Here is a 22,757-nt window from a genome sequence, read left to right as displayed (position 1 = left end):
ATAGGGGGTGCGGCGCTAGCGGATGTGCTCGGGCGCCATGCATGAACGGCTGCGAAAGCGCGGCAGGAAAGCGCCCAGCACGAACACGCGGAACATGTAGGGCGTGAGGCCGGGCTCGTTCAAGGCCGGATTCACGCGGCTGCGGTATTGCTCGCGGTGCAGGCGCACCAGTTCGGACCAGTGCGCCCGCGGATGCTCATGGTGCGCGGTGTGCAGGCCGATGTTGAAGAGCAGCGGATTGACCAGCCCTTCGAAATTGCGCGCATAGTTCAGGCCTGCGACGGACCGGGGTCCGCCATCGGCATGGGCATGCTGCAGATAGTTGGTGGCCAGCAGCCAGTGCAGGCCGTGCAGCTGCGGCACGATGACAAACACCAGCGCCTTCATGGGGTTCACCGCCAACAGCCCGCCCCACAGGCCCAGCCACACGCCGTACTGCGCCATGCAATAGCGCCACGCGCCCGGCCAGTGGCGGCGCAGGCGGCCCAGCCACGCGAAGAACAGCGGGTACAGCACCCAGCCGGCCTGCAAGGGATGGATCAGGTAGCCCCACAGGTGATTGGTGTCGCCGCCGAACCGATAGGTGCGCGCCACGTCGCGCGCGCCGTGCTTGTAGCGATGGTGATTGGCCACGTGCGCCGGATAGAACACGAAGGTCGGATGCCCTTGGAGCAGCGTGATCCAGAAGTCGGTGGCGCGGTTGGTCCAGCGCCCCCGCCACATGCGGATGTGCGTGTGATTGTGGTGAATGACGCCCACGCCCAGGGTCAGGAACAGCATCAGGCCGTACAGCGGCCACCAGAACCCGTGCACCCACTGCCAAGCCGCCAGGGCGGGCAGCGCGGCCAGATAGGCCAGGCTTTGCCAGTCGCGCCAATTGCGCAGCGACGGCAGCCTGCGTTGCCGCTTAAGCGCGCCCGCCAAGCGATTCTCGCTGCCGGAAAGCATTCAGCTGGGACTGCGCCGCCTCGGCCTTGAGGCGGGTGCGGAACAGGCGGTCCATGAACGTGAACTGGAAACCGTAATTGCCGTTGTAGCAGGCGTGGTGCAGGTGGTGCCGGCGGCTGGCGGCGAACCAATGCGCGTAGGACACATTGGGGAAGAAGTCGTAGTTGGCGTGGCCGATGCAGTTGAAGAACAGGCTGAACAGCGGCACCGAGGCCAGCGCCCAGAAGCTGAAATCATGCAGCACCATGGGCAGCATGATCACGTTGCCCAGCATCAGCGCCTCGATGGGATGGAAGCTGTAGGTCGAGAATGGCGTGGTCACCACCGAGCGGTGATGCGGCAGGTGGAAGCGGCGCAAAAGCTTGGTGTGCAGCAGGCGGTGGTTGATCCAGAAATGCACGTCGTTCCAGGCCACCAGCACCAGGATTTCAAGCGTGATCTTTTGCCAGCTGGCGTCAGGGTCCAGGTGCGCCCAGCCCAGCTGCAGCAGGCCCCACGGAAAAATCATGCCCGTGCCGAACAGCAGGATGGACAAGCCGGATTGCGCGAACTCGCGCCGCAGCTGGCCCGGCGCCAGCGGACGCGGATCCAGCGGACGTCCGATGCCCAGCGCGGGCAGGATATGGTGCGTCAGCAGCCAGGTGGCCGCGCCGAAGACCAGATAGATGCCGCCGAAGAAAAGCAGGCCCGCCAGCATGACTTGCCAGGCGGACAAGGCTACAAAAGCTTGGGCCATGAACGTTCTGTTTCACCCGAAGAATGGGCGCATGATAAGCAATCCGTCAGCTTCCCGGTAGGACATTTATTACAAAATGAATCCGAAGACCACAAAGCTGGCGGACTGCTCACCAAGTTCGGGCTACTGGCAGGGATATTGCCGGTTCAGCCCAGCCACGGCGGCGTCCATGCGCGCGGCCAGACCCGTGCTTGCGGCCGGCATCGGCAGCCGCAGTTCGTCGCTCAGCAGGCCCTGGCGGCCCAGTTGCGCCTTCAAGGGGCCGGGGTTCGGCTCGGCGAAGGTCAGCTGGATGATGGGGACCAGCGCGTGGAACAGCTTCCTGGCCAGGTCCAGTTGCTGCGCCTTCACCGCCTGGTGCATGGCCACGAACAGGTCGGGGCGGATGTGCGCGGCGGCCGCGATCATGCCCGCGCCCCCCAGGCTCATCACGGACAGCGCCTGCAGGTCCTCGCCCGCCAGCACGTTCATGTTGCCGTCGGCGATCAACGCGATGGTCTTTTCCAGCGAACCGCCGCAGTCCTTGATCGCCGCGATGTTGGGATGCGCGGCCAGCGCCAGCAGGGTCGCTGTATCCAGCGTAGTGCCGGTGCGGTAGGGAATGTCGTAGAGCACCAGGGGGAAACGCGAGGCATCGGCCAGGCAGCGGAAATACAGGGCGGCGCCTTCCTGGCCGGGGCGCACGTAGTACGGCGCGGGCGCCAGGATGCCGGCCAGCGGACGCGTGCCGAAGGCGGCCAGGCGCTGCATCACGTGTCCATGATGATTGCCCGCCAGGCCCATGATGACGGGCAGCCTGCCCGCCTCGGTCAGCACGGCGTCCAGCACCGCCAGTTGCTCGGCATCATCCAGCGACGCGGCTTCGCCGGTGCTGCCGCACACGACCAGCCCGTCCACGCCCGCGGCGGCATAGTGGCGCACCAGGCGGCGCAAGGCCCCGCCATCGACGGCGCCGCCGGAAAACGGCGTGACCAGAGGCACCCAGACGCCCTGGATCGGAGATTGATGATGAGATTGCATGAGAACACTCCTTCGGTGTAAGCGGACCGTGGTTGGACCGTACAGAAGTGCTCGGGATGTCAGGGGATGCGCGGACGGCGCCAAGCGCCGCCAGGAGGCCGCTGTTCCGTCGCCCATCTGACGGAACAGCATGCTCCGGTCAGATGAGCGGCTGTTTTTTGGATTTCAGGCCGGCGCAAACCAGCACCACGCCCTGGGCGCGGAACGGGAAAGCGGATTGGTTGGCCTGATGAATCATGTATGGATTGAATGCAGTGGTCTGCAAGCGCAGATGCGGGAATCTACCGGGAGCCCGCAACGCTGTCAACGCCGCGCCTCAGCCCAGGCTGGCCAGAAACACCGCGCACAGGGCTTCCATGCCCTGGCGGTCGTCTTGGTCGAAGCGGTCGGGCACGGGGCTGTCCACATCCCACACGCCGATCAATTGGCCCTGGTGCACCAGCGGCACCACGATTTCGGAACGCGAGGCCGCATCGCAGGCGATGTGGCCGGGGAACGCGTGCACGTCAGGCACCAGCTGCGTCTGGCGCTGGCTGGCGGCCGCGCCGCACACGCCGCGGTTCAGCGGAATGCGCACGCAGGCCGGCTTGCCCTGGAACGGGCCCAACACCAGTTCGGTGCCGTCGAAGAAATAGAAACCCGCCCAGTTCAGTTCGGGCAGGGCCTGATAGGCCAGCGCGCTCAGGTTGGCGGCATTGGCGATGCGGTCATGCTCGCCTTCGAGCAGGGCACGGGCCTGGGCGACCAGTCCGGCATACAGGGCGGCCTTGGAATCGGCGACGATGGGAGCGGCTTCGAACATGGGAAATGTAACTGTACAGGCGGTTATCGATGCAGGTGATTTTAGGGGCTGCGGCCATTAAGAGGGCCGGGTGACGGTCGTGTGGGACAATAATTTCTAGATTGCCCTAGCCCACCCCCAACGGACAAACTGCCCGCATTTCCTTACCCTTCCAAAGAGCACTCATGGATAAACCTCTCGAACCCGCATTTTCCTTTTCGGAACGCGCCCAGCAACTCACCAGTTCCGCCATTCGTGAAATCCTCAAGGTAACGGAACGCCCCGAGGTCATCTCGTTCGCTGGCGGCCTGCCGGCGCCCGGCGGCTTCCCGGTAGAGGTGGTGCGTGCGGCATTCGACAAGGTATTGGCCACCAACGGCCGCGCGGCACTCCAGTATGGCCCCACGGAAGGCTACGCACCGCTGCGCCAATGGGTCGCGGACGACATGAAGAAGGCGGGCGTCAACGTCAACCCGGACCAGGTCCTGATCGTGTCGGGCTCGCAGCAGGCGTTGGACCTGCTGGGCAAGGTGCTGATCGACAAGAACAGCAAGGTCCTGGTCGAAGACCCCAGCTATCTGGGCGCGCTGCAATCGTTCGGTCTGTACCAGCCCAAGTTCGTGCCAGTACCCAGCGACGACGGTGGCCTGATCCCCGAAGCCATCACGCCCGAACTGGCCGACGGCGCCCGCTTCCTGTACGCCCTGCCCAACTTCCAGAACCCCACCGGCCGCACGCTCAACCTGGAGCGCCGCATCGCACTGCTCAAGCGCGCCGCCGAACTGAACCTCACCATCGTTGAGGACGATCCCTACGGCGAACTCCGCTACGCGGGCGAGCCTCAGCCCGGCCTGATCGCCCTGGCCGCCGAGTACGGCGCCAACGTCGTACGCCTGGGTACGTTCTCCAAGGTGCTGGCCCCCGGCCTGCGCCTGGGCTACATCGTCGGCGCACAGGCGCTCATCAACAAGCTGCAGCAAGCCAAGCAGGCCACCGACCTGCACACGCCCACCCTAACCCAGATGGCCGTGTACGAGATCGTCAAGGACGGCTTCCTGGAAGAACACCTGCCCAACGTGCGCGAGATCTACCGCGCCCAGGGCAGCTGCATGCTCGAAGCCATCAAGCAGGACTTCCCTGACACCGTCAGCTGGACCAAGCCGGAGGGCGGCATGTTTATCTGGCTCACGCTGCCCAAGCATATCGACGCCACCAAGCTGCTGGAAAAGGCCGTCGCCCAAAACGTCGCCTTCGTGCCCGGCGCGCCGTTCTACAGCGGCGGCGGCGGTGCCAACACGCTGCGCCTGAGCTTTGCCACCGTGCCGGAAGACAAGATCCGCCGCGGCATCGCCATCCTGGGCAAGCTGTTGAAAGAAGAGGTTTGATCCTCCCGAAGCGCCTGCGGCGCTGCGGAACATGAGCGGCGGCCGGGCGCGATGTCCGGCCGCCGTTGTTTTATGCTCTTGGTTTTCCCATTCCGTTTCGCCGTGACAGTGAGCGCTCCCCAACAATCTCCCGTCGACCTCAGCGACATCGTTTTCACCGACTGGGTCGAACGCTGGCTACCCAAGTCCTGGCGGCCCTATGCCCGCCTGTGCCGCCTGGACCGCCCCATCGGCACCTGGCTGACCCTGCTGCCGGCCATTGCCGCGCTGATCCAGGCCGCGGGCGGCCTGCCCGACCTGCAGCGGCTGATCGTGTTCTCGCTGGGCGCGCTGCTGATGCGCGGCATCGGCTGCACCGTCAACGACATGTGCGACCGCAATTTCGACAAGCACGTCGAGCGCACGCGCTTCCGGCCGCTGACCAGCGGCCAGCTGACGATGAAGAACGCGGTTTGGTTCCTGCTCGGGCAGTTGCTGGTCTGCGGGTCGCTGCTGTTCTTCCTGAACGACATGAGCCGCTGGCTGGCCGTGGCCGTGCTGCCCTTCGTCTTCATCTACCCGCTGTGCAAGCGCGTCACCTACTGGCCGCAAGTGGTGCTGGGCATCTGCTTCAACTGGGGCATGCTGATGGCCTGGTCGGATACGCAGAACCACGTGCCGCTGGCCGCCGTCGCCATGTGGGCCGGCGCAGTGCTGTGGCAGGTGGGCTACGACAGCATCTACGCCTACGTGGACGTGCGCGACGACCGCAGCCTGGGCCTGCATTCCACCGCCATGCGATTTGGCGACCAGGGCAAGCTCTGGATCGGCGGCTTCTACGTGGCCACCGTGGCGCTGTGGGCCTGGGGCGGTTACGCCATCGGTCTGTCGTGGGCTTACCAGGTCGGCATGGTGGCCGTGGCGGCGCACCTGGCGTGGCAGCTGAAGGTCTTCGACATCCAGCGCCCCGACCGCAACTTCATGCTGTTCCGCGCCAACCTCTGGCTGGGCGCGCTGCTGGTTGCCGCCGCGCTGGCGGGTACGCTGATCCGCTAAAAGCAGCATCGGCGCCGCACTAGCGACCGCGCCGATGCCCCGTTGACGCCGCGCATTGCCCGTGGCGCCGACTGGGGCCATGATGGAGTCTCCGCAACGCACTACGGAGACCACGCATGCCCTCATTGCTCAAATCCCTGGCCTTGACGGCCGCCGCAGCCGCCGCGTTCGTGGCCATTCCAGCACAGGCCGCCGCCAGCGATTGCTCTGCCCAGCGCGGCTGCGCAGCCAAGTTCTGCGCAATCGAAAACGACATCGCCGCCGCCAAGGCGCAAAACAATACCCGCCGCGAGGCCGGGCTGCGCAAGGCCCTGGCCGAAGCCCGGGCAAATTGCACCGACAGCCGCCTGCAATCCCAGCGCGAAGCGGACGTGCGCGAGAAGCAGAACAAGGTCGCCGAGCGCGAAAGCGAGCTCAAGCAGGCCCGCGCCAAGGGCAAGCAGGACAAGATCGACAAAGCCCAGCGCAAGCTGGACGAAGCCCAGGCGGAGTACAACGCCGCGCTGGTCGAACTGAACCGCTGATTCCTTCCAGCCGGCCCCGGCGCCTTCCCGGGGCTGCGCGCCCCATTTCCCCCGCCGCCAGATCTCTCCCCTCCCGGGGGGACTACTTCCTATGGTGTCATCAAATGGAAATTCCACCACCCATGGTGCCATTTGGTGAAATGGAAACCTATTAGTCTTCTTTTTGGAAAGATGTTTTCAGGGAATCAGGGTTTATCCGGAGATGATTTGCGCCCAGAATGCATCTCATCGGGACACAGCAAGCGAACCCCAGGCAATCAGGCCAGCGGTTCGGCTCCCAAGCTCAAGACATTGGAGGTCTGCTATGAAAACCCTTGCTACCGCTTTGATGCTGTCCATGTCCGTTCTGGCTGCCGGCGCCCAAGCCGCCGAGGCTGATCAGGGCCCGACCCGCGCTCAGGTCCAAGCCGAACTGCAACAAGCCAAGGCCTCGGGCCAATACACCTTCGGCGAAGAAGGCTACCCCGCCGCCATCGCCCCGAAGTCGACCCTGACCTCGCAGCAAGTGCAAGCTGAACTGCAACAAGCCAAGAACGCCGGTGAAGTGACCTTCGGCAACCTGGACTACCCGCCCGTCGCCGCGGCTGAACAAGCCACCTCGCTGACCCGCGCCCAAGTCCGCACCGAACTGGCTCAAGCCAAGTCGGAAGGCCTGGTCACCTTCGGCAACCTGGACTACCCGCCCCTGGGCAGCTGATCCCCCCCTGGCCTCCCCGGCCAGGCAGCGCCCCAAAGCCCTCCGGCCCCAAACCGGAGGGCTTTGTTTTTGACGTTTCGATATTTGATTAAGTCGAATTGACGTTACCTACAGCCGATTCGACTATTTAGTCTCTACACATCGACAGCGCCCGCGCATAGGATGAGCTCACCTACTCCCCCATCCATGCAGGAGCCGCACCATGACCACCGCCTCTCCCCGGCCCGTCCTACTTCTGGGCGCCGGAAAAATCGGTTTCGCCATTGCCCTGATGCTGGAACGCAGCGGCGGCTATTCGGTGCTGGTCGCCGACCAGGATCCCGAGCGGCTGCGCATCGTGGCCGAACTGGGCTGCGAAACCCGCCAGATTTCCGGCGACGACTCCGTGGCGCAATGCATCGAGGGGCGTTACGCGGTCATCAACGCGCTGCCTTTTCACCGCGCCGCCGCGGTGGCGGGGCTGTGCGCAAAGGCGGGCGTGCACTACTTCGACCTGACCGAAGACGTGGCCAGCACGCACGCCATCCAGGCGCTGGCGGAAAGCGCCCGCAGCGTGCTGATGCCGCAATGCGGCCTGGCCCCGGGTTTCATCGGCGTGGTCGGCAACGCGCTGGCGCGCCGCTTCGATACCCTGCTGGATCTGCGCATGCGCGTGGGCGCCCTGCCGCGCTATCCCTCCAACAGCCTGCGCTACAACCTGACCTGGAGCACGGAGGGACTGATCAATGAGTACTGCAACCCTTGCGAAGCCATCGTCGACGGCCAGCTGACCAGCGTGCCCGCGCTCGAAGGCTACGAGACCTTCGCGCTGGACGGCGTGGAGTACGAAGCCTTCAACACCTCCGGCGGACTGGGCACCCTGCCCGCCACCTTGCGCGGCCGCGCCCGCAACGTGGACTACAAGTCCGTGCGCTACCCGGGCCACTGCAGCATCATGAAGCTGCTGCTCAATGACCTGCGCCTGCGCGACCGCCGCGACCTGCTCAAGGAAATCTTCGAAGCCGCCATTCCCACGACCGAACAGGACGTGATCGTGATCCAGGCTTCGGCTTCAGGCCGCCGGCATGGACGCCTGGAAGAAGAGTCCTACCCCATCCGCATCTTCGGCGCGGACGTCGACGGCCATCGTCTCAGCGCCATCCAACTGTCCACGGCTGCGGGCATCTGCGCCGCGCTGGACCTCGTGGCGCAAGGCGCACTGCCGCAACGCGGGTTCGTCGGGCAGGAAGCCATCGATCTGGATGCGTTCGTCAACAACCGCTTTGGCCGGGTCTACGCGGGCAAGCCGCTGGCCTTGGCGGGCAGCGGCGCCATGGCCGACCGCTGAACCAGGACGCGCAGCCTCTGGCGTCCCGCCCTGCCATAGCGCGGGACGCTAGCTCCAGCCTTCCAGCCGCAGCGTCGCGCGCACCAGACGCTGCTCTTCCTGCTCGATATCGGCCAGGCTCTGGCGCACGCTGTCCACGTGATCCGCGGCCGCCTTGCGCGCCTGTTCCGGCTGGCGCGCGGTCACGGCGTTGAACAGCCGCGTGTGCTGCCGGTCGATCTGGCGTTTCTCCGGCTGGCGGTGGTACAGGTTGTTGACACAGGCGAAGACCGAGCCCAGCAGCAGATCCGTCAAGGACTGCAGCGTATGCACCAGCACCGGATTGTGCGAAGCCTCGCAAATCGCCAGGTGAAACGCGTGGTCCAGATGCGCATGCGTCGCCGTGTCGGTGGCCGTGCCCTGCGCCGCCACCATTTCGTCATAGCGGCGGCGGATCATGATGAAGTCCGCCTCGGTGCCGCGTATGGCCGCCAGCCGGGCGGACTCGGCTTCCAGCAGCGAACGCACTTCCAGCAGGTCATAGAGCGTGCGCGGCTGCGAATTGAACAGATGCATCAAGGGGCCCGCATCCACCTTGGAGATGTGCGCCACATACGAGCCCTTGCCTTGCGCGGTATGGATGATTTCGCGCGCGCGCAGCAGCTTGAGCCCTTCGCGCAAGGCCGTGCGCGACACGCCCAGCTTCTCGGTCAGGCGCCGTTCGGAAGGCAGCGCCTGGCCGGCCTTCAGCACGCCGTCCAGGATCAGGCGTTCGATCCGTTCGGCGACCTCGTCCGCCACCTGGCGAGGCTTTTCTTCAGTTTCCGCGTACATGCACTCTCCGCACCAGTGGTATGACCAAGGGCATCCCCGATCGGACCTCTTGCATCACACCCCTGTAAGTAGCTGATATAAAACCATAAAAATTACAGGTTTGCCCATACGGCAGCGCACAAACTGGTATGACCAGTGGGTTTTGATATGGACATTGCGACAGGCGCGAACGATGATGTCGAGACCAGATACGCCCGGCGCGCGGCGTCGGCCAGTCCCTTACCGCTAGAGAACCGCATGACTCAACGCATCCAGCACCACGGCCTGCAAGTGGCGGCCAATCTCAATCAATTCATCGAACAGGAAGCCCTGCCCGGCACCGACCTGGATGCCGAAGGCTTCTGGCAAGGCTTCGCGGCCCTGGTGGACGACCTGGCCCCGAAGAACCGCGCGCTGCTGGCCGAGCGTGACCGCCTTCAGGCCGAGCTCGACGCCTGGCACCGCGCCCACCCCGGCCCCATCGCCGACCCGGCCGCCTACCGCAAATTCCTGGAAGGCATCGGCTACCTGCTGCCGCAGCCGGCCAGCGTGCGCGCCACCACCGACAACGTCGACACCGAGATCTCGCAGCAGGCCGGCCCGCAGCTGGTCGTGCCCATGTCCAACTCGCGCTACGCGCTGAACGCCGCCAACGCGCGCTGGGGCAGCCTGTACGACGCGCTCTACGGCACCGACGCCATTCCCGCCACGCCCGGCGACACCGGCCGCGGCTACAACCCGGAACGCGGCGCCGCCGTCATCGCCCGCGCCCGCGCCTTCCTGGACACCGCCGCCCCGCTGGCCCAGGGCTCGCACGCCGGCGCCCGCGCCTATACCGTTGAAAACGGCCAATTGCGCGTGGCGCTGGCCAACGGCTCCACGGGCCTGAAGAACCCCGCGCAGTTCACCGGCTACCAAGGCGAGGCCTCAGCGCCCACGGCCATCCTGCTCAAGAACAACGGCCTGCACTTCGAAATCCAGATCGACCGCAGCCACAGCATTGGCGCCACCGATGCCGCCGGCGTCAAGGACGTGCTGGTGGAAGCCGCGCTCACCACCATCATGGACTGCGAGGACTCCATCGCCGCCGTGGATGCCGAGGACAAGGTCCACGTCTACCGCAACTGGCTGGGCCTGATGAAGGGCGACCTGACCGAAGAAGTCACCAAGGGCGGCAAGACCTTCACCCGCAAGCTCAACGCCGACCGTGACTACACGCGTCCCGACGGCTCGCCGCTGACCCTGCACGGCCGTTCGCTCATGTTCGTGCGCAACGTCGGCCACCTGATGACCAACCCGGCCATCCTGGACCGCGAGGGCCGCGAAATCCCCGAGGGCATCCTGGACGCCGTGGTCACCAGCCTGGCCGCGTTGCAGGACCGCAAGTACAAGCTGAATTCGCGCACCGGCTCCGTCTACATCGTGAAGCCCAAGATGCACGGCCCCGTCGAAGCCGCTTTCGCCAGCGAACTTTTTGATCGCGTCGAAGACCTGCTCAAGCTGCCGCGCAATACCCTGAAAATGGGCATCATGGACGAAGAGCGCCGCACCAGCATCAACCTCAAGGCGTGCATCGAGGCCGCCGCCGCGCGCGTGGCCTTCATCAACACGGGCTTCCTGGACCGCACTGGCGACGAAATGCACTCCAGCATGGAAGCCGGCCCGATGCTGCGCAAGGGCGACATGAAGTCCACCGCCTGGATCACCGCCTACGAACGCAACAACGTGCTGGTCGGGCTGGACGCGGGCCTGCGTGGCCGCGCCCAGATCGGCAAGGGCATGTGGGCCATGCCGGACCTGATGGCCGCGATGCTGGAACAGAAGATCGCCCATCCCAAGGCCGGCGCCAACACCGCCTGGGTGCCCTCGCCCACCGCCGCCACGCTGCACGCGCTGCACTACCACCAGGTCGACGTGCAGGCCGTGCAGCAGGAACTGGAACGCACCAAGCTGGACAGCGTGCGCGACGATTTGCTGGGCGGCCTGCTGACCGTGCCGGTCGGCGATCCGTCCAAGTGGTCCGCGCAGGACATCCAGCAGGAACTCGACAACAACGTGCAGGGCATCCTGGGCTACGTAGTGCGCTGGATCGACCAGGGCGTGGGCTGCTCCAAGGTGCCGGACATCCACAACGTCGGCCTGATGGAAGACCGCGCCACGCTGCGCATCTCCAGCCAGCACATCGCCAACTGGCTGCGCCACGGCGTGACCAACCGCGAGCAGGTCATGGAAACCTTCAAGCGCATGGCCAAGGTGGTCGACGGCCAGAACGCGGGCGACGCGCTCTACCGTCCGATGGCCGGCAACTTCGACACCTCGCTGGCGTTCAAGGCCGCCTGCGCGCTGGTGTTCGAAGGCCTGACCCAGCCCAACGGCTACACCGAGCCGCTGCTGCACAAGTACCGCCTGGAGTTCAAGGCCGCCCAGGCCTGATCCCCGCGCGTTTTGCCGCAACAAGACCGGACAGCCAGGCTGTCCGGTTTTTTTTCGGGACGCGACCCTGGAAAATAATCCGCTCAATTTCGCACGGTCGTGCTAAATTTGCCGCATGACTGCCAAAACCGAGAAAAGCGAGCTGACCTTCGCGGCCATTGTGGACGCGGCCCTCGACATGGCTGCCGCGCAAGGCATGGAGAGCCTGTCGCTCGGCCAGGTGGCCAAGCGCCTGGGCATCAGTAAAAGCGGCGTGTTCTCACGCGTGGGGTCGCTGGAAGCCCTGCAGCAGGCGGTGCTGGACGAATACGACCGGCGCTTCCTCGAGGCGGTGTTCACCCCGGCCCTGGCCTATCCGCGCGGCCTGCCGCGCTTGAACGCCCTGGTCTCGCTCTGGATCGAGCGCGCCAGCAATGTCGAAACGCTGACGGGCTGCATCTATGTGGCCGGCGCCTTCGAGTACGACGACGTGGAATCCCCGCTGCGCTCGGTGCTGGAGGGCAATCTGCGGCGCTGGCGCGGCGCCATGCTGCGCACGGTCAACCAGGCATTGGAAGCTGGCCACGTCAGGCCGGACACGGATCCCGAACAGCTTGTGTTCGAGGTCTACAGCCTGATGATCGGGCTGATGCACGATGCCCGCTTCCTGCGGGATCCGAAGGCCCCCCAACGCGTTCGGGCGGCCTATGAGCGATTGATTTCGACCTACCGCAGTTTCAAGTACCTCGAGTAGCCGTATTTCCAGCGCCGGCCCGTGCCGGCAATTCTTCACTTTAATTTCGCACGATCGTGCGAAATTATCCAGGAGCCTGACATGTGGATCGTTATCGCAGTGATCGCCGTTTCAGCGGGGGGCAGCGTCTGGCTGCAGTGGCGCGAGCTGCTCAAGCAGCTACCGGACCGCGCCGAGCATCTGGTACTTTTCTAGAAAGACATGGCCATCCCGTTCTATATTTCGAGTTCGCCTGTACCGAACGTCGTCATGCCGCGCTCCAATCATCTCCTGATCATCGATCCGCAGAATGACTTCTGCGATCTGCCCGAGTCCTACCTGCCCACGGATCCTGTGACGGGCGCCGCGCACGCGCCCGCATTGCCCGTGGCCGGCGCGCACGCCGACATGCAGCGGCTCGCGCACTTTATCGACACCGCCGCGCCTGCGCTTACCTCGATCACGGTGACGCTGGATTCGCACCATCGCCTGGACATCGCCCATCCGACCTTCTGGTCCACCGGCGACGGCCAGCCCGTGGGGCCGTACACGCAGATCACGGCGGCACAGCTGCGCGCGGGCGAGTTCCGTCCGCGCCACGACGACGACCTGCCGCGCACCCTGTCGTATCTGGACGAACTCGAAGCGCGCGGCCGCTACACGCTGATGGTGTGGCCGCTGCATTGCGAAATCGGCACCTGGGGCCATAACGTGCATGCCGACGTGCGCGCCGCCTACAGCCGGTGGGAAGACGAGCGCCAGTTCATCGTGCGCAAGGTGCCCAAGGGCATGAACCCCTGGACCGAGCACTACAGCGCGCTGATGGCAGAGGTTCCAGACGCCGACGATCCGCGCAGCCAGCTCAACCGCAGCCTGCTGGATTCGCTGGACCGCGCCGAACTCATCCTGATCGCCGGCCAGGCCGGCAGCCATTGCGTCAAGGCTACCGTCGAGCACCTGGCCGAGCACCTGCCCGGCCGCGACCTGTCGCGCCTGGTGCTGCTGACGGACTGCATGAGTCCCGTCGCCGGTTTCGAAGACGCGCAGGCAACATTCCAGCAACGCATGCGCGACCTGGGTATCCAGGCGCGCACCAGCGTCGACATGGCGCGGGCGCTGCTCGCGGCCTGAACCCGCCGCGCAAAAGACCACGGCCGCCTGCTTGCGCATGGCGGCCGTGACTGATGGGCTGTTTGGAGCGGGAACGGTCAGGCTGCGCCGCTGCGCTTGCCGTCACACTCCACGTACAGGGCGCCGATGGCCTCGCACAGCGCCGCGGGCTGTTGGAACAGGCGCGCAACCAGTATGCAGCCCTGCACCGTCGCGAACACCGCGCGGCCGGCCGCCTCGGGCGTGCCGGAGAACTTCATCGTGCCCTGCGCCGCGCCTTCGGCCAGCACGCGGGCCAGCCAGGCCTCGTGCGCGCGGAAGAATCCCTGCAGTGCGCCGCGCACGCGTTCGGGCAGCGAATTGACCTCGGCCGCCAGCATGCCAGCCAGGCAGAGTTCGCCGGACCCGCAGGCGCGCGATTCCATCATCGACAGGTATTGGTCGAGCTGCGCTTGCGCCGGCAGCGACGTGTCGATGCCGCGCATGGCTGCCAACGCGCGCGCGCTGTAGGCTTCGACAGCCTCGTAGAGCAAGTCGTCCTTGCCCGGAAAGTAATAGTGGATGCTGGACGTCTTCACGCCCACATGTTCAGCCAGGTCGCGGTAGCTGAAACCGTTGCATCCGCGCGTGCGGATCAGCTTCTCGGCGTGGGCCAGAAGCTGTTCGCGAGTGGTGTTGGAAGTAGGAGTGTCCATGGCTGAATATTACCTACTAATAGGTTGATTCGTCATCGGTTCCGGCAGCGTTGCCACTGCTCCAAAACCCTTGCGGACCCCGGCCGGGAATCATCCCGCCCCCCGGGATCCGCATGTGCCAGCATGAAACTCAGCCTTGCACGGGCGGGTAGTCCAGCTCGCCGCTGTCGGTCAGGCCATGCGCGCGGGCGGCGGCCAATTCCTGCTGCACCTGCTTGCGGCTCTTGTCGCCAGCCGACGCAAACATCGTGGCGGCGTAGCCTTCTTCGCCCGACACCAGCTCGCCATTGGCGCGGGCCTGGGCCAGCTCTTGCTGCACCTGGGCGCGGGTCACCGTGCTTTCGGTGTTCAGGGGAGGCGGATAGTCCAGCTCGCCGGCTTGGGCGGCGCCGATGAAGGAAGCGGACAGGATCAGGGCGGATACGAGGGTCTTCATGGTTGATCTCCAGTAAGGATCAGGTGCTGCATCAGGGTTCCGATAGAGCTATCTACTTATAGATAGATATCAAGGAAAAAAACTCAGCCTTGCACGGGCGGATAAGCCAGTTCGGCGCTGTCGGTCAGGCCTTGCGCGCGGGCGGCGGCCAGTTCTTTCTGCACCTGAGCGCGGGTCTTGTTGCCGGAGTCGGCAAAGATCGTGGGGGCGTAGCCTTCTTCGCCAGACACCAGTTCGCCATTGGCGCGGGCCTGGGCCAGCTCTTGTTGCACCTGAGCGCGGGTCACCGTGCTTTCGGTATTCAGGGCGGGCGGATAGTCCAGTTCGCCGGCTTGGGCGGCGCCGATGAAGGAAGCGGACAGGATCAGGGCGGATACGAGGGTCTTCATGGTTGATCTCCAGATAACGATTGCGTAGCGGTTCAGAAAACTATCTACTTATAGGTAGATGACTGAGGAAATAAAAAAGCGGTCCTACTGTATTTCTGGTTTCGACGTCGGCGGGTGTTTGGTTTGCTGCGTCGATGGATGAATCTTATCTACTACTAGGTAGATAGCACAAGGGGGATTTGTGAAACAAAATGCTTCTGTTGCGAAAAAGCGAGGCCTTGCGCGCTGGCAATCAGCCCATGAAGTTCATTTTTACGCGGACGGTGCTGCCCCGCGCCACGAGCGTTCCGGCCTCGGGTTCCATTGAAACGATGTCCTCGTGGCCAAAGCCCAGTTCGCGCTGCAGGGCAATGATCTCGATGACCAAACCGAGGGCCTGGGCGCTCGGCAGGGTCAGGCCCATGTCGTCACCCTCCTCGATTTCCTTGCGGGTGTGCCAGGCCGGCACGATCACCCCTAGCGAACTGACCAGCGCCTGCACCAGCTTGGCGCTGGCCTGCACCGTGTCCCGGAGTTGCCGGACTTCGTCGCGCAGGTCCGCAAGCTCGGCCTTGAGGGTGGCGTCCTGTTGCGCCTCGCGCACGTTGCGCTCGGCGGCGGCCCGATCCGCGACATCGAGGTAGGCCAGCGCCGTGATCAGATCCCGATGACTGTCCTGCACATAAGAGGCGATCAGCCAGGTCCGCAAATCGCCTTCGGGAGTGAGGAACAAGCCCTGAACATTATTGGCGGCCGGGGTGTAGCGGATGCTGTTGCGCGCTGCAAGCGAGTACTTCTCGCTATGGTCGCAGGGGTAGTCGGGTCCTCCGGGCATGGCGTCCTCCCATCCAAGAACAACGCTGAGCGTAGCGGCCGGCCAGTTGTCCAGGCCGCGCCGGCCGACCCGCCTGAACGGGAATCAGATTACTGCGGAAGACCGGGTCTCGGAAGCCCTGCCTGGCCAGGTGCTGGCGCGGCAAGCGTCTCGTTGGCAACACGCAAGAAAAAGGCCCCTGCCCAAATGGGCAGAGGCCTTCCAAACCACATTCCGCTGACGTGGGATCAGAACGGAATATCGTCGTCCATATCCGCCAGATTGGCGCCGCTGCTGGCCGGAGCCGCCGCGGGGGCCGGGCGCTGCTGCGGGGCCGGGCGTTGGGCCGGGGCGCGCTGCTGTGCCGGACGCGAAGGCGCGTCGTCGTAGCCGCCACCGCCGCCAAAGCTTGCGCCACCGCCGCCGCCGTCTTCGCGGCCGCCCAGCATCTGCATCTGGTCGGCAACGATTTCGGTGCTGTAGCGATCAGCGCCGGTGTCCTTGTCTTGCCACTTGCGCGTCTTCAGGCGGCCTTCGATGTAGACCGAGCGGCCCTTCTTCAGGTACTCGCCGGCGATTTCAGCCAGGCGGTTGTACATGACGACACGGTGCCATTCCGTTTCTTCGCGGCGTTCGCCCGAAGCCTTGTCTTTCCAGGTGGAGGTGGTGGCAATGGACATATTGCAGATTGCCGCCCCTTCGGGGCTGTAGCGGACTTCCGGGTCGCGTCCCAGATTGCCCACGAGTATGACTTTGTTAACCGATGCCATGCCGTTGTCCCTCTGTTGTTGACAGCCTGCGTGTGCGTTGCCGCGGACGCGCCGGCAACAACATAAAAGCGATGATGTTGAAGACCGGCTTCATGAAACACGCCGGTCACCGCAACGATGACCGGCGACGCCGGGTTGAACCCTGAGTGAAGCCCTGATTTGATGCGTATTATCGACGAAAAGAGCCCGCCGCGCCAAACCAGGATGTGACAAAGCCGTCCACCCTGGCGAGCCGATTTTCGTGGCTATTGACCGCTTTTGGGGGTGCGATCCGAGATGTTTCAGCCGGCCCGCGCCGATGCGGGGCGGTCCGCCTCGGGCAGCGGCCGCAGCGCCCAGGTCACCGCCAGCCAGATCGCCGACAGGCCGGCGGCGGCGATGAAAACGGCGTTGGAACCGGAATGCGAGGCCAGCCAGCCGCCCAGCGCGCCGCCCGCGAACAGGCCTGCGGCCTGGGCGGTGTTGTAGAAGCCCAGCGCCAGGCCCTTGTAGGCCTGCGGCGCAACCCGCGACACCAGCGAGGGCTGCAGGGCTTCCAGCACGTTGAAGGCCACGAAGAAGCCTGTCAGGGCGGCGGCCAAGGTGTAGAAGCCATGGCTGGCCGCGGGCAGCAAGGCGCACACCAGCACCAATCCGGCCACGGCGGCGCGCAGGGCGCCGCGATGGGCGCGGCGCTTTTCGGCGACGAACACCACCGGCACCATCAGTACGAAGGACACCAGGATGACGGGCAGGTAGACCTTCCAGAGCTCGCGCGCGTCCAGGCCGCCCACCTTCGCCAGCAGGGCCGGCACCACGACAAACAGCGCCACCTGGATCAGATGCAGGACAAAAACGCCGAAATTCAGGCGCAGCAGATCGCTGTGGGTCAGGACTTCGCGCGGCCGGGCCGCCTGCATGGTGCGGGCCTGGGTCAGCGGCACCACGGGCACGACCCAGCCGGCCACGGCCAGGCAGATCACGCCCAGGCAGGCGATGGTCCAGAACAGGCCGGACAGGCCCCACCAGCCCACCAGCACGGGCGACAGCACCAGCGAGACGGCAAAGGACAGGCCGATCGACCCGCCCACCATGGCCATGGCGCGGGTGCGGACCTCGTCACGGGTCGAGTCCGCCAACCAAGCGGTGACCGCCGCGGAAATCGCGCCCGCGCCCTGAATGGCGCGGCCGATGGTGATCCAGTACACGTCGGAGGCTTGCGCACAGACGATGCTGCCCGCCACGAACAGCAGCAGCCCGAACAGCACCACGGGGCGGCGGCCCCAGCGGTCGGACGCCAGGCCGAAAGGAATCTGCATGAAGGCCTGCGTCAGGCCGTACATGCCCAGCGCCAGGCCGACGCGGGCGGGATCGTCGCCGCCCGGCATGCCGGCGGCGGCCACGGCAAAGACGGGCAGCAACAGGAACAGCCCCAGCATCCGCGCGGCGAACAGGCCGGCCAGCGCCACGCTGGCGCGGCGCTCGGACGGGGTCAATTTCAGTTTTTTATCTGCCTGCATGCGAAAAATTCAACGATGACTAGGGCTCGCCTGCGCGCGTGGATGTCACACGCTCACGGTCTGATCTGGCGGTGCGGCGCCGCCCCCCGGGTCTATCCAGGCTGGAGTACTGCCCCGAACGCAGGGGGATTCGGCGCGCTATAGTACCAAGTTGGCCTTTGAAACCGCTTAAAAGAGCCCGATGGACGTGACAATACGCATTCGGGGTGCGCGCACCCACAATCTCAAGAACGTCTCGCTCGACCTGCCACGCCACAAGCTGGTGGTCGTCACCGGCTTGTCCGGCTCGGGCAAATCGTCGCTGGCCTTCGACACGCTGTACGCGGAGGGCCAACGCCGCTACGTGGAAAGCCTGTCCGCCTACGCCCGCCAGTTCCTGCAGCTGATGGACAAGCCGGACGTGGACCTGATCGAGGGCCTGTCCCCGGCCATCTCCATCGAACAGAAGGCCGCGGGCCACAACCCCCGCTCCACCGTCGGCACCATTACCGAGATCCACGACTACCTGCGGCTCCTGTACGCGCGGGTCGGCACGCCCTACTGCCCTGACCATGGCCTGCCGCTGCAGGCGCAAAGCGTCAGCCAGATGGTGGACGCGGTGCTGTCCTGGACGCCCGAAACCCGGCTGGCGGTGCTGGCGCCGATCGCGCGCGGCAAGAAAGGCAGCTTCGAGGACGAATGCGCCAGCCTGCAGGCGCAGGGCTACGTGCGCCTGCGCGTGGACGGCCAGCTGACCGAAATCGACGGCATGGCGCCGTTGAAAAAGACCGAGAAGCACGACATCGACGTCGTCATCGACCGGCTGCGCATCAAGCCCGAAAGCAAGCAGCGCCTGGCGGAGAGCTTTGAGACCGCGTTGCAGCTGGCCGAAGGCCGCGCCCTGGCATTGGACATGGACAACGGCCGCGAACAGGTCTTCTCCAGCCGCTACGCCTGCCCGGTATGCAGCCACAGCCTGCCCGAGCTGGAACCGCGCCTGTTCAGCTTCAACAACCCCATGGGTGCCTGCCCCAGTTGCGACGGCATCGGCCAGGTCGGTTTCTTCGACCCCAAGCGCGTGGTCGCCTTCCCCGAACTCAGCCTGGCGGCCGGCGCCATCCGCGGCTGGGACCGCCGCAACGCCTTCACCCATTCGCTCTTGACCAGCCTGGCGGCGCACTATGAATTCGACATCGAGGCGCCCTTCGAGGAACTGCCCGAGGCGCTGCGCGACAAGGTGCTGTACGGCTCCGGCGACGAAGAGATCTCGTTCCTCTACCTGAACGAGAAAGGCCGCAGCACGGTCAAGCGCCATACTTTCGAGGGCGTGATCCCGAACCTGGAACGCCGCTGGCGCGAAACCGATTCGGCCACCGTGCGCGAAGAGCTCGGCAAGTACCGCAACATCAAGACCTGCCCGGACTGCGGCGGATCGCGCTTGCGGCCCGAGGCCCGCAACGTGCTGATCGGCCAGGATCCGCGGGGCGGCGAACGCCACGGCCAGGCCATTTACGAAGTCGAGGCCATGCCGCTGTCGACCTGCCTGGCCTGGTTCCGCGACCTGAGCCTGACGGGCGCCAAGCAGGAAATCGCGCAGCGCATCGTGCGCGAGATCGAGGCGCGCCTGAGCTTCCTAAATAACGTGGGCCTGAACTACCTGTCGCTGGACCGCAGCGCCGACACCATCTCGGGCGGCGAGGCGCAGCGCATCCGCCTGGCCAGCCAGATCGGATCGGGCCTGACCGGCGTGATGTACGTGCTGGACGAGCCCTCCATCGGCCTGCACCAGCGCGACAACGATCGCCTGATCGGCACCTTGCAGCACCTGCGCGACCTCGGCAACAGCGTCATCGTCGTGGAGCACGACGAAGACATGATCCGCATGGCCGACTGGGTCGTGGACATGGGACCGGGCGCGGGTGAACACGGCGGCCAGGTGGTGGCGCAGGGCGACCCGGAAACCGTGCAGCGCGACCCCCAGTCGCTGACCGGCCAGTATCTGAGCGGCGCGCGCGCCATCGCCATCCCCAAGCGGCGCCCCGTCAACGACGAACTGTCCTGGCTCACCCTGACGGGCGCCAGCGGCAACAACCTGAAGAACGTGGACCTGCGCATCCCGGCGGGCCGGCTGGTGTGCGTGACCGGCGTGTCCGGTTCGGGCAAGTCCACGCTGGTCAACGACACGCTGGCGGTCGCCGTGTCGCGCCAGTTGCACCATGCGCAGAGCGAACCCGCACCCTACGTGTCGATGCAGGGGCTGGAGAACTTCGACAAGATCATCAGCGTGGACCAGAGCCCCATCGGCCGCACGCCGCGCAGCAACCCCGCTACCTACACGGGCCTGTTCACGCCCATCCGCGAACTCTTCGCGGGCGTGCCGGAAGCGCGCACCCGCGGCTATGACCCCGGGCGCTTCAGCTTCAACGTCAAGGGCGGCCGCTGCGAGGCCTGCCAGGGCGACGGCGTGGTCAAGGTAGAGATGCACTTCCTGCCAGACATGTACGTGCCTTGCGACGTCTGCCACGGCAAGCGCTACAACCGCGAAACACTGGAAATCCGCTATCGCGGCCGCAACATCAGCGAAGTGCTGGACCTGACGGTCGAGCAGGCGCTGGAATACTTCGAGTCCGTGCCGGCCATCGCCCGCAAGCTGCACACGCTGATCGACGTGGGCCTGTCCTATATCCGGCTGGGCCAGAGCGCGACCACCCTGTCGGGCGGCGAAGCGCAGCGCGTGAAGCTGTCGCAGGAACTGTCGCGACGCAGCACCGGCCGCACGCTCTACATCCTGGACGAGCCCACCACGGGCCTGCACTTCCGCGACATCGAACTGCTGCTGCAGGTGCTGAACCAGTTGGTCGACAGCGGCAATACGGTGCTGATCATCGAGCACAACCTGGACGTCATCAAGACTGCGGACTGGGTGGTCGACATGGGTCCCGAAGGCGGCGACGGCGGTGGGCGCGTAGTGGCGCAGGGTACGCCCGAAGACGTGGCCGGCACGTCCGCCAGCCACACCGGGCAATACCTGGGCAAGCTGCTGCGCCGCTGAACCGGCGCCTGAATCATCACATCAACGGCTAGGAAGGATCGCGGCATGTACACCTTGATCATCGGCAACAAGAACTACTCGTCCTGGTCCCTGCGGCCATGGATCGCCTTGCGCGTCGCGGGCATCCCGTTTACCGAGCAAAAGCTCGGTTTCTTCACCGAGGAATTCTCGCGCCGCGTGGGCGCGGTATCGCCCGCGGGCCTGGTGCCGGTGCTGCTGGATGACGAATTCGCGATCTGGGACACGCTGGCGATCTGCGAATATCTGGCCGAACGCCATCCCGAAGCCCGCCTGTGGCCCCAGGACGCGCGGGCCCGGGCCCGGGCGCGGTCGCTCGCCGCGCAGATGCACAGCGGCTTCGGCGCTATGCGCCAGGCGCTGCCCATGAACGTCGAAGCGCATCTGCCCGGCATCGACTTTCCCGCGGCTGCGCTACAGGACATCGCGCGCCTGCAAGCGATCTGGCACGACACGCGCGCGGCATTCGGCCAGGGCGGGCCGTTTCTGTTCGGCGAGTTCTCGATTGCCGACGCCTTCTTCGCGCCGGTGGTCTCGCGCTTCACGACCTATGGCATCGCGGCGTCCGGCCCGGTGCGCGACTACATGGACGCCGTACTGGCGCTGCCCGCCATGCAGGAATGGACCCGCGACGCGCTCGCGGAGGCCACCTTCGTGCCCGAAGACGAGCCCTACCGCAAGCGGCGCTGAAGCACGTTCAATCGACGCGTTCAATCGCGCAGGCGCTGGGCCACGAATTCACGCACCAGCGCCATCGCCGGCGCTTCGGTGCGGCCCGTCAGCGTCACCATCGCGAACAGCGCGTGACTGCGCAGCGGCGGATCGGTGGGCAACTCCGTCAATTCGCCCGCGGCGATGCCGACCCGCGCCGCGCCCACGATGCCCAGGAACACCGCGTCCGACACGCGCACCGCTTCCAGCACGCTGCCGATTTCATCGCAGCGCAGGCGCATCGCGGTTTGCGGGTCGGCCTCAACACCGAAATGGTCGACCACGATGCGTACGGTATCGGCCGCGAGAAACGTGGACGCCAACGGATAGGCCGCGACCTCCGCGAAGCGCGCCGGCCGACCCGTCTGCGCCAGCGGATGGCCGCGGCGGCAGATGAACCCGGCGCGCATTTCCGAAATGGGTTCGATGCGCAGATCGGCCGCCGGCACGATGCCGCGCGTATCGACCACCAGCGCATCCAGGCGCCGCTGGCGCAACAGCGCCAGATGCGCCTCCGGCGAACCGCGCATCACGTCCAGCCGCAATTGCGGATAGTGCTGCGCCACGTGCGCCAGCAGCGGCGTCATGAGCATGACGCCCGGCCCCGAACCCAGCCCGATGCTGATGCTGCCCCGGTCGCCCTGGGTCAGCAGTTCCGCGCTGCGGCGCAGCTCGCCCGATTCGAACAGGATGCGCCGCGCGCGGCTGGCGACGGTCAGGCCGAGCGGAGTCAGCTCGGTGCGCTTGCCCATGCGGTCCAGCAGGCGCGCCCCCAAGTCTTCTTCCAGCAGGCGGATGCTGCGGCTGAGCGCCGACTGGGTCAGATACAGGCGTTCGGCCGCGCGGCTGAAGGAACCCGCCTCGGCCACGGCCAACAGATGTTCGAGCTGCTTGAGATTCATGCTCGAGTCCCCG

At 65.7% G+C, this 22,757-nt stretch carries 22 protein-coding genes; 10 read left to right on the top strand and 12 right to left on the bottom strand.

The window, feature by feature from the left end; translation table 11 throughout:
- Window positions 1-15 precede the first annotated feature (15 nt).
- The 4 genes from ACM1PE_RS29850 to ACM1PE_RS29835 all read right to left on the bottom strand — a co-directional run bounded on the left by ACM1PE_RS29850 (window position 16) and on the right by ACM1PE_RS29835 (window position 3,506).
- Window positions 16-948 (bottom strand): fatty acid desaturase, encoded by a 933-nt coding sequence (locus ACM1PE_RS29850; protein ID WP_223283407.1) that lies wholly within the window; start codon window positions 946-948, stop codon window positions 16-18.
- Window positions 908-1,684 carry a sterol desaturase family protein gene (locus ACM1PE_RS29845; RefSeq protein WP_059374047.1) on the bottom strand — a complete coding sequence of 259 codons (777 nt, stop codon included), beginning with the start codon at window positions 1,682-1,684 and terminating at the stop codon, window positions 908-910. Before ACM1PE_RS29845 ends, ACM1PE_RS29850 begins: the two co-directional genes overlap by 41 nt.
- 123 nt (window positions 1,685-1,807) lie before the next feature.
- Window positions 1,808-2,704 (bottom strand): 4-hydroxy-tetrahydrodipicolinate synthase, encoded by an 897-nt coding sequence (dapA, locus tag ACM1PE_RS29840; protein ID WP_059374046.1) that lies wholly within the window; start codon window positions 2,702-2,704, stop codon window positions 1,808-1,810.
- A 316-nt stretch (window positions 2,705-3,020) separates the two neighbouring features.
- Window positions 3,021-3,506, bottom strand: a complete 486-nt coding sequence (locus ACM1PE_RS29835; protein WP_059374045.1) for a GAF domain-containing protein — start codon at window positions 3,504-3,506, stop codon at window positions 3,021-3,023.
- A gap of 164 nt (window positions 3,507-3,670) precedes the next feature.
- On the opposite strand from ACM1PE_RS29835, the gene ACM1PE_RS29830 reads away from it, so the two are divergent.
- The 5 genes from ACM1PE_RS29830 (at window position 3,671) to ACM1PE_RS29810 (ending at window position 8,453) form a co-directional block, all read left to right on the top strand.
- A complete protein-coding gene (locus tag ACM1PE_RS29830) occupies window positions 3,671-4,870 on the top strand; it encodes a PLP-dependent aminotransferase family protein (RefSeq protein ID WP_059374044.1) in 1,200 nt (399 codons plus the stop codon).
- A 108-nt stretch (window positions 4,871-4,978) separates the two neighbouring features.
- Entirely contained in the window at window positions 4,979-5,905 is a 927-nt protein-coding gene (gene ubiA, locus ACM1PE_RS29825; protein WP_059374163.1) for a 4-hydroxybenzoate octaprenyltransferase, read from the top strand.
- Window positions 5,906-6,021: 116 nt separating this feature from the next.
- Window positions 6,022-6,429: a DUF1090 domain-containing protein gene (locus tag ACM1PE_RS29820; RefSeq protein ID WP_059374043.1), complete on the top strand. Its 408-nt coding sequence runs from the start codon at window positions 6,022-6,024 to the stop codon at window positions 6,427-6,429.
- A gap of 304 nt (window positions 6,430-6,733) precedes the next feature.
- Window positions 6,734-7,126: a DUF4148 domain-containing protein gene (locus ACM1PE_RS29815; protein WP_118934576.1), complete on the top strand. Its 393-nt coding sequence runs from the start codon at window positions 6,734-6,736 to the stop codon at window positions 7,124-7,126.
- Window positions 7,127-7,328: 202 nt separating this feature from the next.
- Window positions 7,329-8,453, top strand: a complete 1,125-nt coding sequence (locus ACM1PE_RS29810) for a saccharopine dehydrogenase family protein (protein WP_059374041.1) — start codon at window positions 7,329-7,331, stop codon at window positions 8,451-8,453.
- A 48-nt stretch (window positions 8,454-8,501) separates the two neighbouring features.
- Here ACM1PE_RS29810 and glcC read toward each other — a convergent pair whose 3' ends face one another.
- Window positions 8,502-9,266: a transcriptional regulator GlcC gene (gene glcC / locus ACM1PE_RS29805; protein WP_013396917.1), complete on the bottom strand. Its 765-nt coding sequence runs from the start codon at window positions 9,264-9,266 to the stop codon at window positions 8,502-8,504.
- Between the two features lie 237 nt (window positions 9,267-9,503).
- Between glcC and ACM1PE_RS29800 the strand changes: the two genes are divergently transcribed.
- The 3 genes from ACM1PE_RS29800 to ACM1PE_RS29790 all read left to right on the top strand — a co-directional run bounded on the left by ACM1PE_RS29800 (window position 9,504) and on the right by ACM1PE_RS29790 (window position 13,521).
- Window positions 9,504-11,678, top strand: coding sequence for a malate synthase G (locus tag ACM1PE_RS29800; RefSeq protein WP_419341948.1), 2,175 nt, complete (start codon window positions 9,504-9,506; stop codon window positions 11,676-11,678).
- 115 nt (window positions 11,679-11,793) lie between these two features.
- Window positions 11,794-12,411 carry a TetR/AcrR family transcriptional regulator gene (locus tag ACM1PE_RS29795; protein WP_059374038.1) on the top strand — a complete coding sequence of 206 codons (618 nt, stop codon included), beginning with the start codon at window positions 11,794-11,796 and terminating at the stop codon, window positions 12,409-12,411.
- A gap of 249 nt (window positions 12,412-12,660) precedes the next feature.
- A complete protein-coding gene (locus tag ACM1PE_RS29790; protein ID WP_059374162.1) occupies window positions 12,661-13,521 on the top strand; it encodes a hypothetical protein in 861 nt (286 codons plus the stop codon).
- A 77-nt stretch (window positions 13,522-13,598) separates the two neighbouring features.
- Here the strand turns inward: ACM1PE_RS29790 and ACM1PE_RS29785 are convergent, their stop codons facing one another.
- The 6 genes from ACM1PE_RS29785 to ACM1PE_RS29760 form a co-directional block, all read right to left on the bottom strand.
- Window positions 13,599-14,195: a TetR/AcrR family transcriptional regulator gene (locus tag ACM1PE_RS29785; RefSeq protein ID WP_059374037.1), complete on the bottom strand. Its 597-nt coding sequence runs from the start codon at window positions 14,193-14,195 to the stop codon at window positions 13,599-13,601.
- A 130-nt stretch (window positions 14,196-14,325) separates the two neighbouring features.
- The gene (locus ACM1PE_RS29780) at window positions 14,326-14,631 is read right to left on the bottom strand and encodes a DUF4148 domain-containing protein (RefSeq protein WP_088143445.1); all 306 of its coding nucleotides are present in this window, start codon (window positions 14,629-14,631) and stop codon (window positions 14,326-14,328) included.
- A gap of 83 nt (window positions 14,632-14,714) precedes the next feature.
- Entirely contained in the window at window positions 14,715-15,020 is a 306-nt protein-coding gene (locus ACM1PE_RS29775) for a DUF4148 domain-containing protein (RefSeq protein ID WP_419341944.1), read from the bottom strand.
- Window positions 15,021-15,252: 232 nt separating this feature from the next.
- On the bottom strand, window positions 15,253-15,834 hold the full coding sequence (locus ACM1PE_RS29770; RefSeq protein ID WP_419341942.1) for a PASTA domain-containing protein: 582 nt from the start codon (window positions 15,832-15,834) through the stop codon (window positions 15,253-15,255).
- Window positions 15,835-16,061: 227 nt separating this feature from the next.
- Window positions 16,062-16,583 (bottom strand): single-stranded DNA-binding protein, encoded by a 522-nt coding sequence (gene ssb, locus ACM1PE_RS29765; RefSeq protein ID WP_054457172.1) that lies wholly within the window; start codon window positions 16,581-16,583, stop codon window positions 16,062-16,064.
- A 281-nt stretch (window positions 16,584-16,864) separates the two neighbouring features.
- Window positions 16,865-18,082 (bottom strand): MFS transporter, encoded by a 1,218-nt coding sequence (locus ACM1PE_RS29760; RefSeq protein WP_059379442.1) that lies wholly within the window; start codon window positions 18,080-18,082, stop codon window positions 16,865-16,867.
- 181 nt (window positions 18,083-18,263) lie between these two features.
- On the opposite strand from ACM1PE_RS29760, the gene uvrA reads away from it, so the two are divergent.
- Both uvrA and ACM1PE_RS29750 read left to right on the top strand, forming a co-directional pair.
- Window positions 18,264-21,113 (top strand): excinuclease ABC subunit UvrA, encoded by a 2,850-nt coding sequence (gene uvrA, locus ACM1PE_RS29755; RefSeq protein WP_059379441.1) that lies wholly within the window; start codon window positions 18,264-18,266, stop codon window positions 21,111-21,113.
- Between the two features lie 45 nt (window positions 21,114-21,158).
- Window positions 21,159-21,821 carry a glutathione S-transferase N-terminal domain-containing protein gene (locus ACM1PE_RS29750; RefSeq protein ID WP_419341937.1) on the top strand — a complete coding sequence of 221 codons (663 nt, stop codon included), beginning with the start codon at window positions 21,159-21,161 and terminating at the stop codon, window positions 21,819-21,821.
- A gap of 20 nt (window positions 21,822-21,841) precedes the next feature.
- Here ACM1PE_RS29750 and ACM1PE_RS29745 read toward each other — a convergent pair whose 3' ends face one another.
- Window positions 21,842-22,744 carry a LysR family transcriptional regulator gene (locus ACM1PE_RS29745; RefSeq protein WP_118933105.1) on the bottom strand — a complete coding sequence of 301 codons (903 nt, stop codon included), beginning with the start codon at window positions 22,742-22,744 and terminating at the stop codon, window positions 21,842-21,844.
- Window positions 22,745-22,757: the final 13 nt, after the last annotated feature.

It is taken from the genome of Achromobacter sp. PD1, assembly GCF_048541815.1.
Taxonomy (GTDB): domain Bacteria; phylum Pseudomonadota; class Gammaproteobacteria; order Burkholderiales; family Burkholderiaceae_B; genus Achromobacter; species Achromobacter bronchisepticus_A.
This window is presented reverse-complemented; position numbering and strand designations above follow the sequence as displayed.

What these genes read in the sequence shown, in the direction of transcription:
- ACM1PE_RS29850 (WP_223283407.1), bottom strand. Translation starts at nt 948, where the DNA reads ATGCTTTCCGGCAGCGAGAATCGCTTGGCGGGCGCGCTTAAGCGGCAA.
- ACM1PE_RS29845 (WP_059374047.1), bottom strand. Translation starts at nt 1,684, where the DNA reads ATGGCCCAAGCTTTTGTAGCCTTGTCCGCCTGGCAAGTCATGCTGGCG.
- dapA (WP_059374046.1), bottom strand. Translation starts at nt 2,704, where the DNA reads ATGCAATCTCATCATCAATCTCCGATCCAGGGCGTCTGGGTGCCTCTG.
- ACM1PE_RS29835 (WP_059374045.1), bottom strand. Translation starts at nt 3,506, where the DNA reads ATGTTCGAAGCCGCTCCCATCGTCGCCGATTCCAAGGCCGCCCTGTAT.
- ACM1PE_RS29830 (WP_059374044.1), top strand. Translation starts at nt 3,671, where the DNA reads ATGGATAAACCTCTCGAACCCGCATTTTCCTTTTCGGAACGCGCCCAG.
- ACM1PE_RS29820 (WP_059374043.1), top strand. Translation starts at nt 6,022, where the DNA reads ATGCCCTCATTGCTCAAATCCCTGGCCTTGACGGCCGCCGCAGCCGCC.
- ACM1PE_RS29815 (WP_118934576.1), top strand. Translation starts at nt 6,734, where the DNA reads ATGAAAACCCTTGCTACCGCTTTGATGCTGTCCATGTCCGTTCTGGCT.
- ACM1PE_RS29810 (WP_059374041.1), top strand. Translation starts at nt 7,329, where the DNA reads ATGACCACCGCCTCTCCCCGGCCCGTCCTACTTCTGGGCGCCGGAAAA.
- glcC (WP_013396917.1), bottom strand. Translation starts at nt 9,266, where the DNA reads ATGTACGCGGAAACTGAAGAAAAGCCTCGCCAGGTGGCGGACGAGGTC.
- ACM1PE_RS29800 (WP_419341948.1), top strand. Translation starts at nt 9,504, where the DNA reads ATGACTCAACGCATCCAGCACCACGGCCTGCAAGTGGCGGCCAATCTC.
- ACM1PE_RS29795 (WP_059374038.1), top strand. Translation starts at nt 11,794, where the DNA reads ATGACTGCCAAAACCGAGAAAAGCGAGCTGACCTTCGCGGCCATTGTG.
- ACM1PE_RS29790 (WP_059374162.1), top strand. Translation starts at nt 12,661, where the DNA reads ATGCCGCGCTCCAATCATCTCCTGATCATCGATCCGCAGAATGACTTC.
- ACM1PE_RS29785 (WP_059374037.1), bottom strand. Translation starts at nt 14,195, where the DNA reads ATGGACACTCCTACTTCCAACACCACTCGCGAACAGCTTCTGGCCCAC.
- ACM1PE_RS29780 (WP_088143445.1), bottom strand. Translation starts at nt 14,631, where the DNA reads ATGAAGACCCTCGTATCCGCCCTGATCCTGTCCGCTTCCTTCATCGGC.
- ACM1PE_RS29775 (WP_419341944.1), bottom strand. Translation starts at nt 15,020, where the DNA reads ATGAAGACCCTCGTATCCGCCCTGATCCTGTCCGCTTCCTTCATCGGC.
- ACM1PE_RS29770 (WP_419341942.1), bottom strand. Translation starts at nt 15,834, where the DNA reads ATGCCCGGAGGACCCGACTACCCCTGCGACCATAGCGAGAAGTACTCG.
- ssb (WP_054457172.1), bottom strand. Translation starts at nt 16,583, where the DNA reads ATGGCATCGGTTAACAAAGTCATACTCGTGGGCAATCTGGGACGCGAC.
- ACM1PE_RS29760 (WP_059379442.1), bottom strand. Translation starts at nt 18,082, where the DNA reads ATGCAGGCAGATAAAAAACTGAAATTGACCCCGTCCGAGCGCCGCGCC.
- uvrA (WP_059379441.1), top strand. Translation starts at nt 18,264, where the DNA reads ATGGACGTGACAATACGCATTCGGGGTGCGCGCACCCACAATCTCAAG.
- ACM1PE_RS29750 (WP_419341937.1), top strand. Translation starts at nt 21,159, where the DNA reads ATGTACACCTTGATCATCGGCAACAAGAACTACTCGTCCTGGTCCCTG.
- ACM1PE_RS29745 (WP_118933105.1), bottom strand. Translation starts at nt 22,744, where the DNA reads ATGAATCTCAAGCAGCTCGAACATCTGTTGGCCGTGGCCGAGGCGGGT.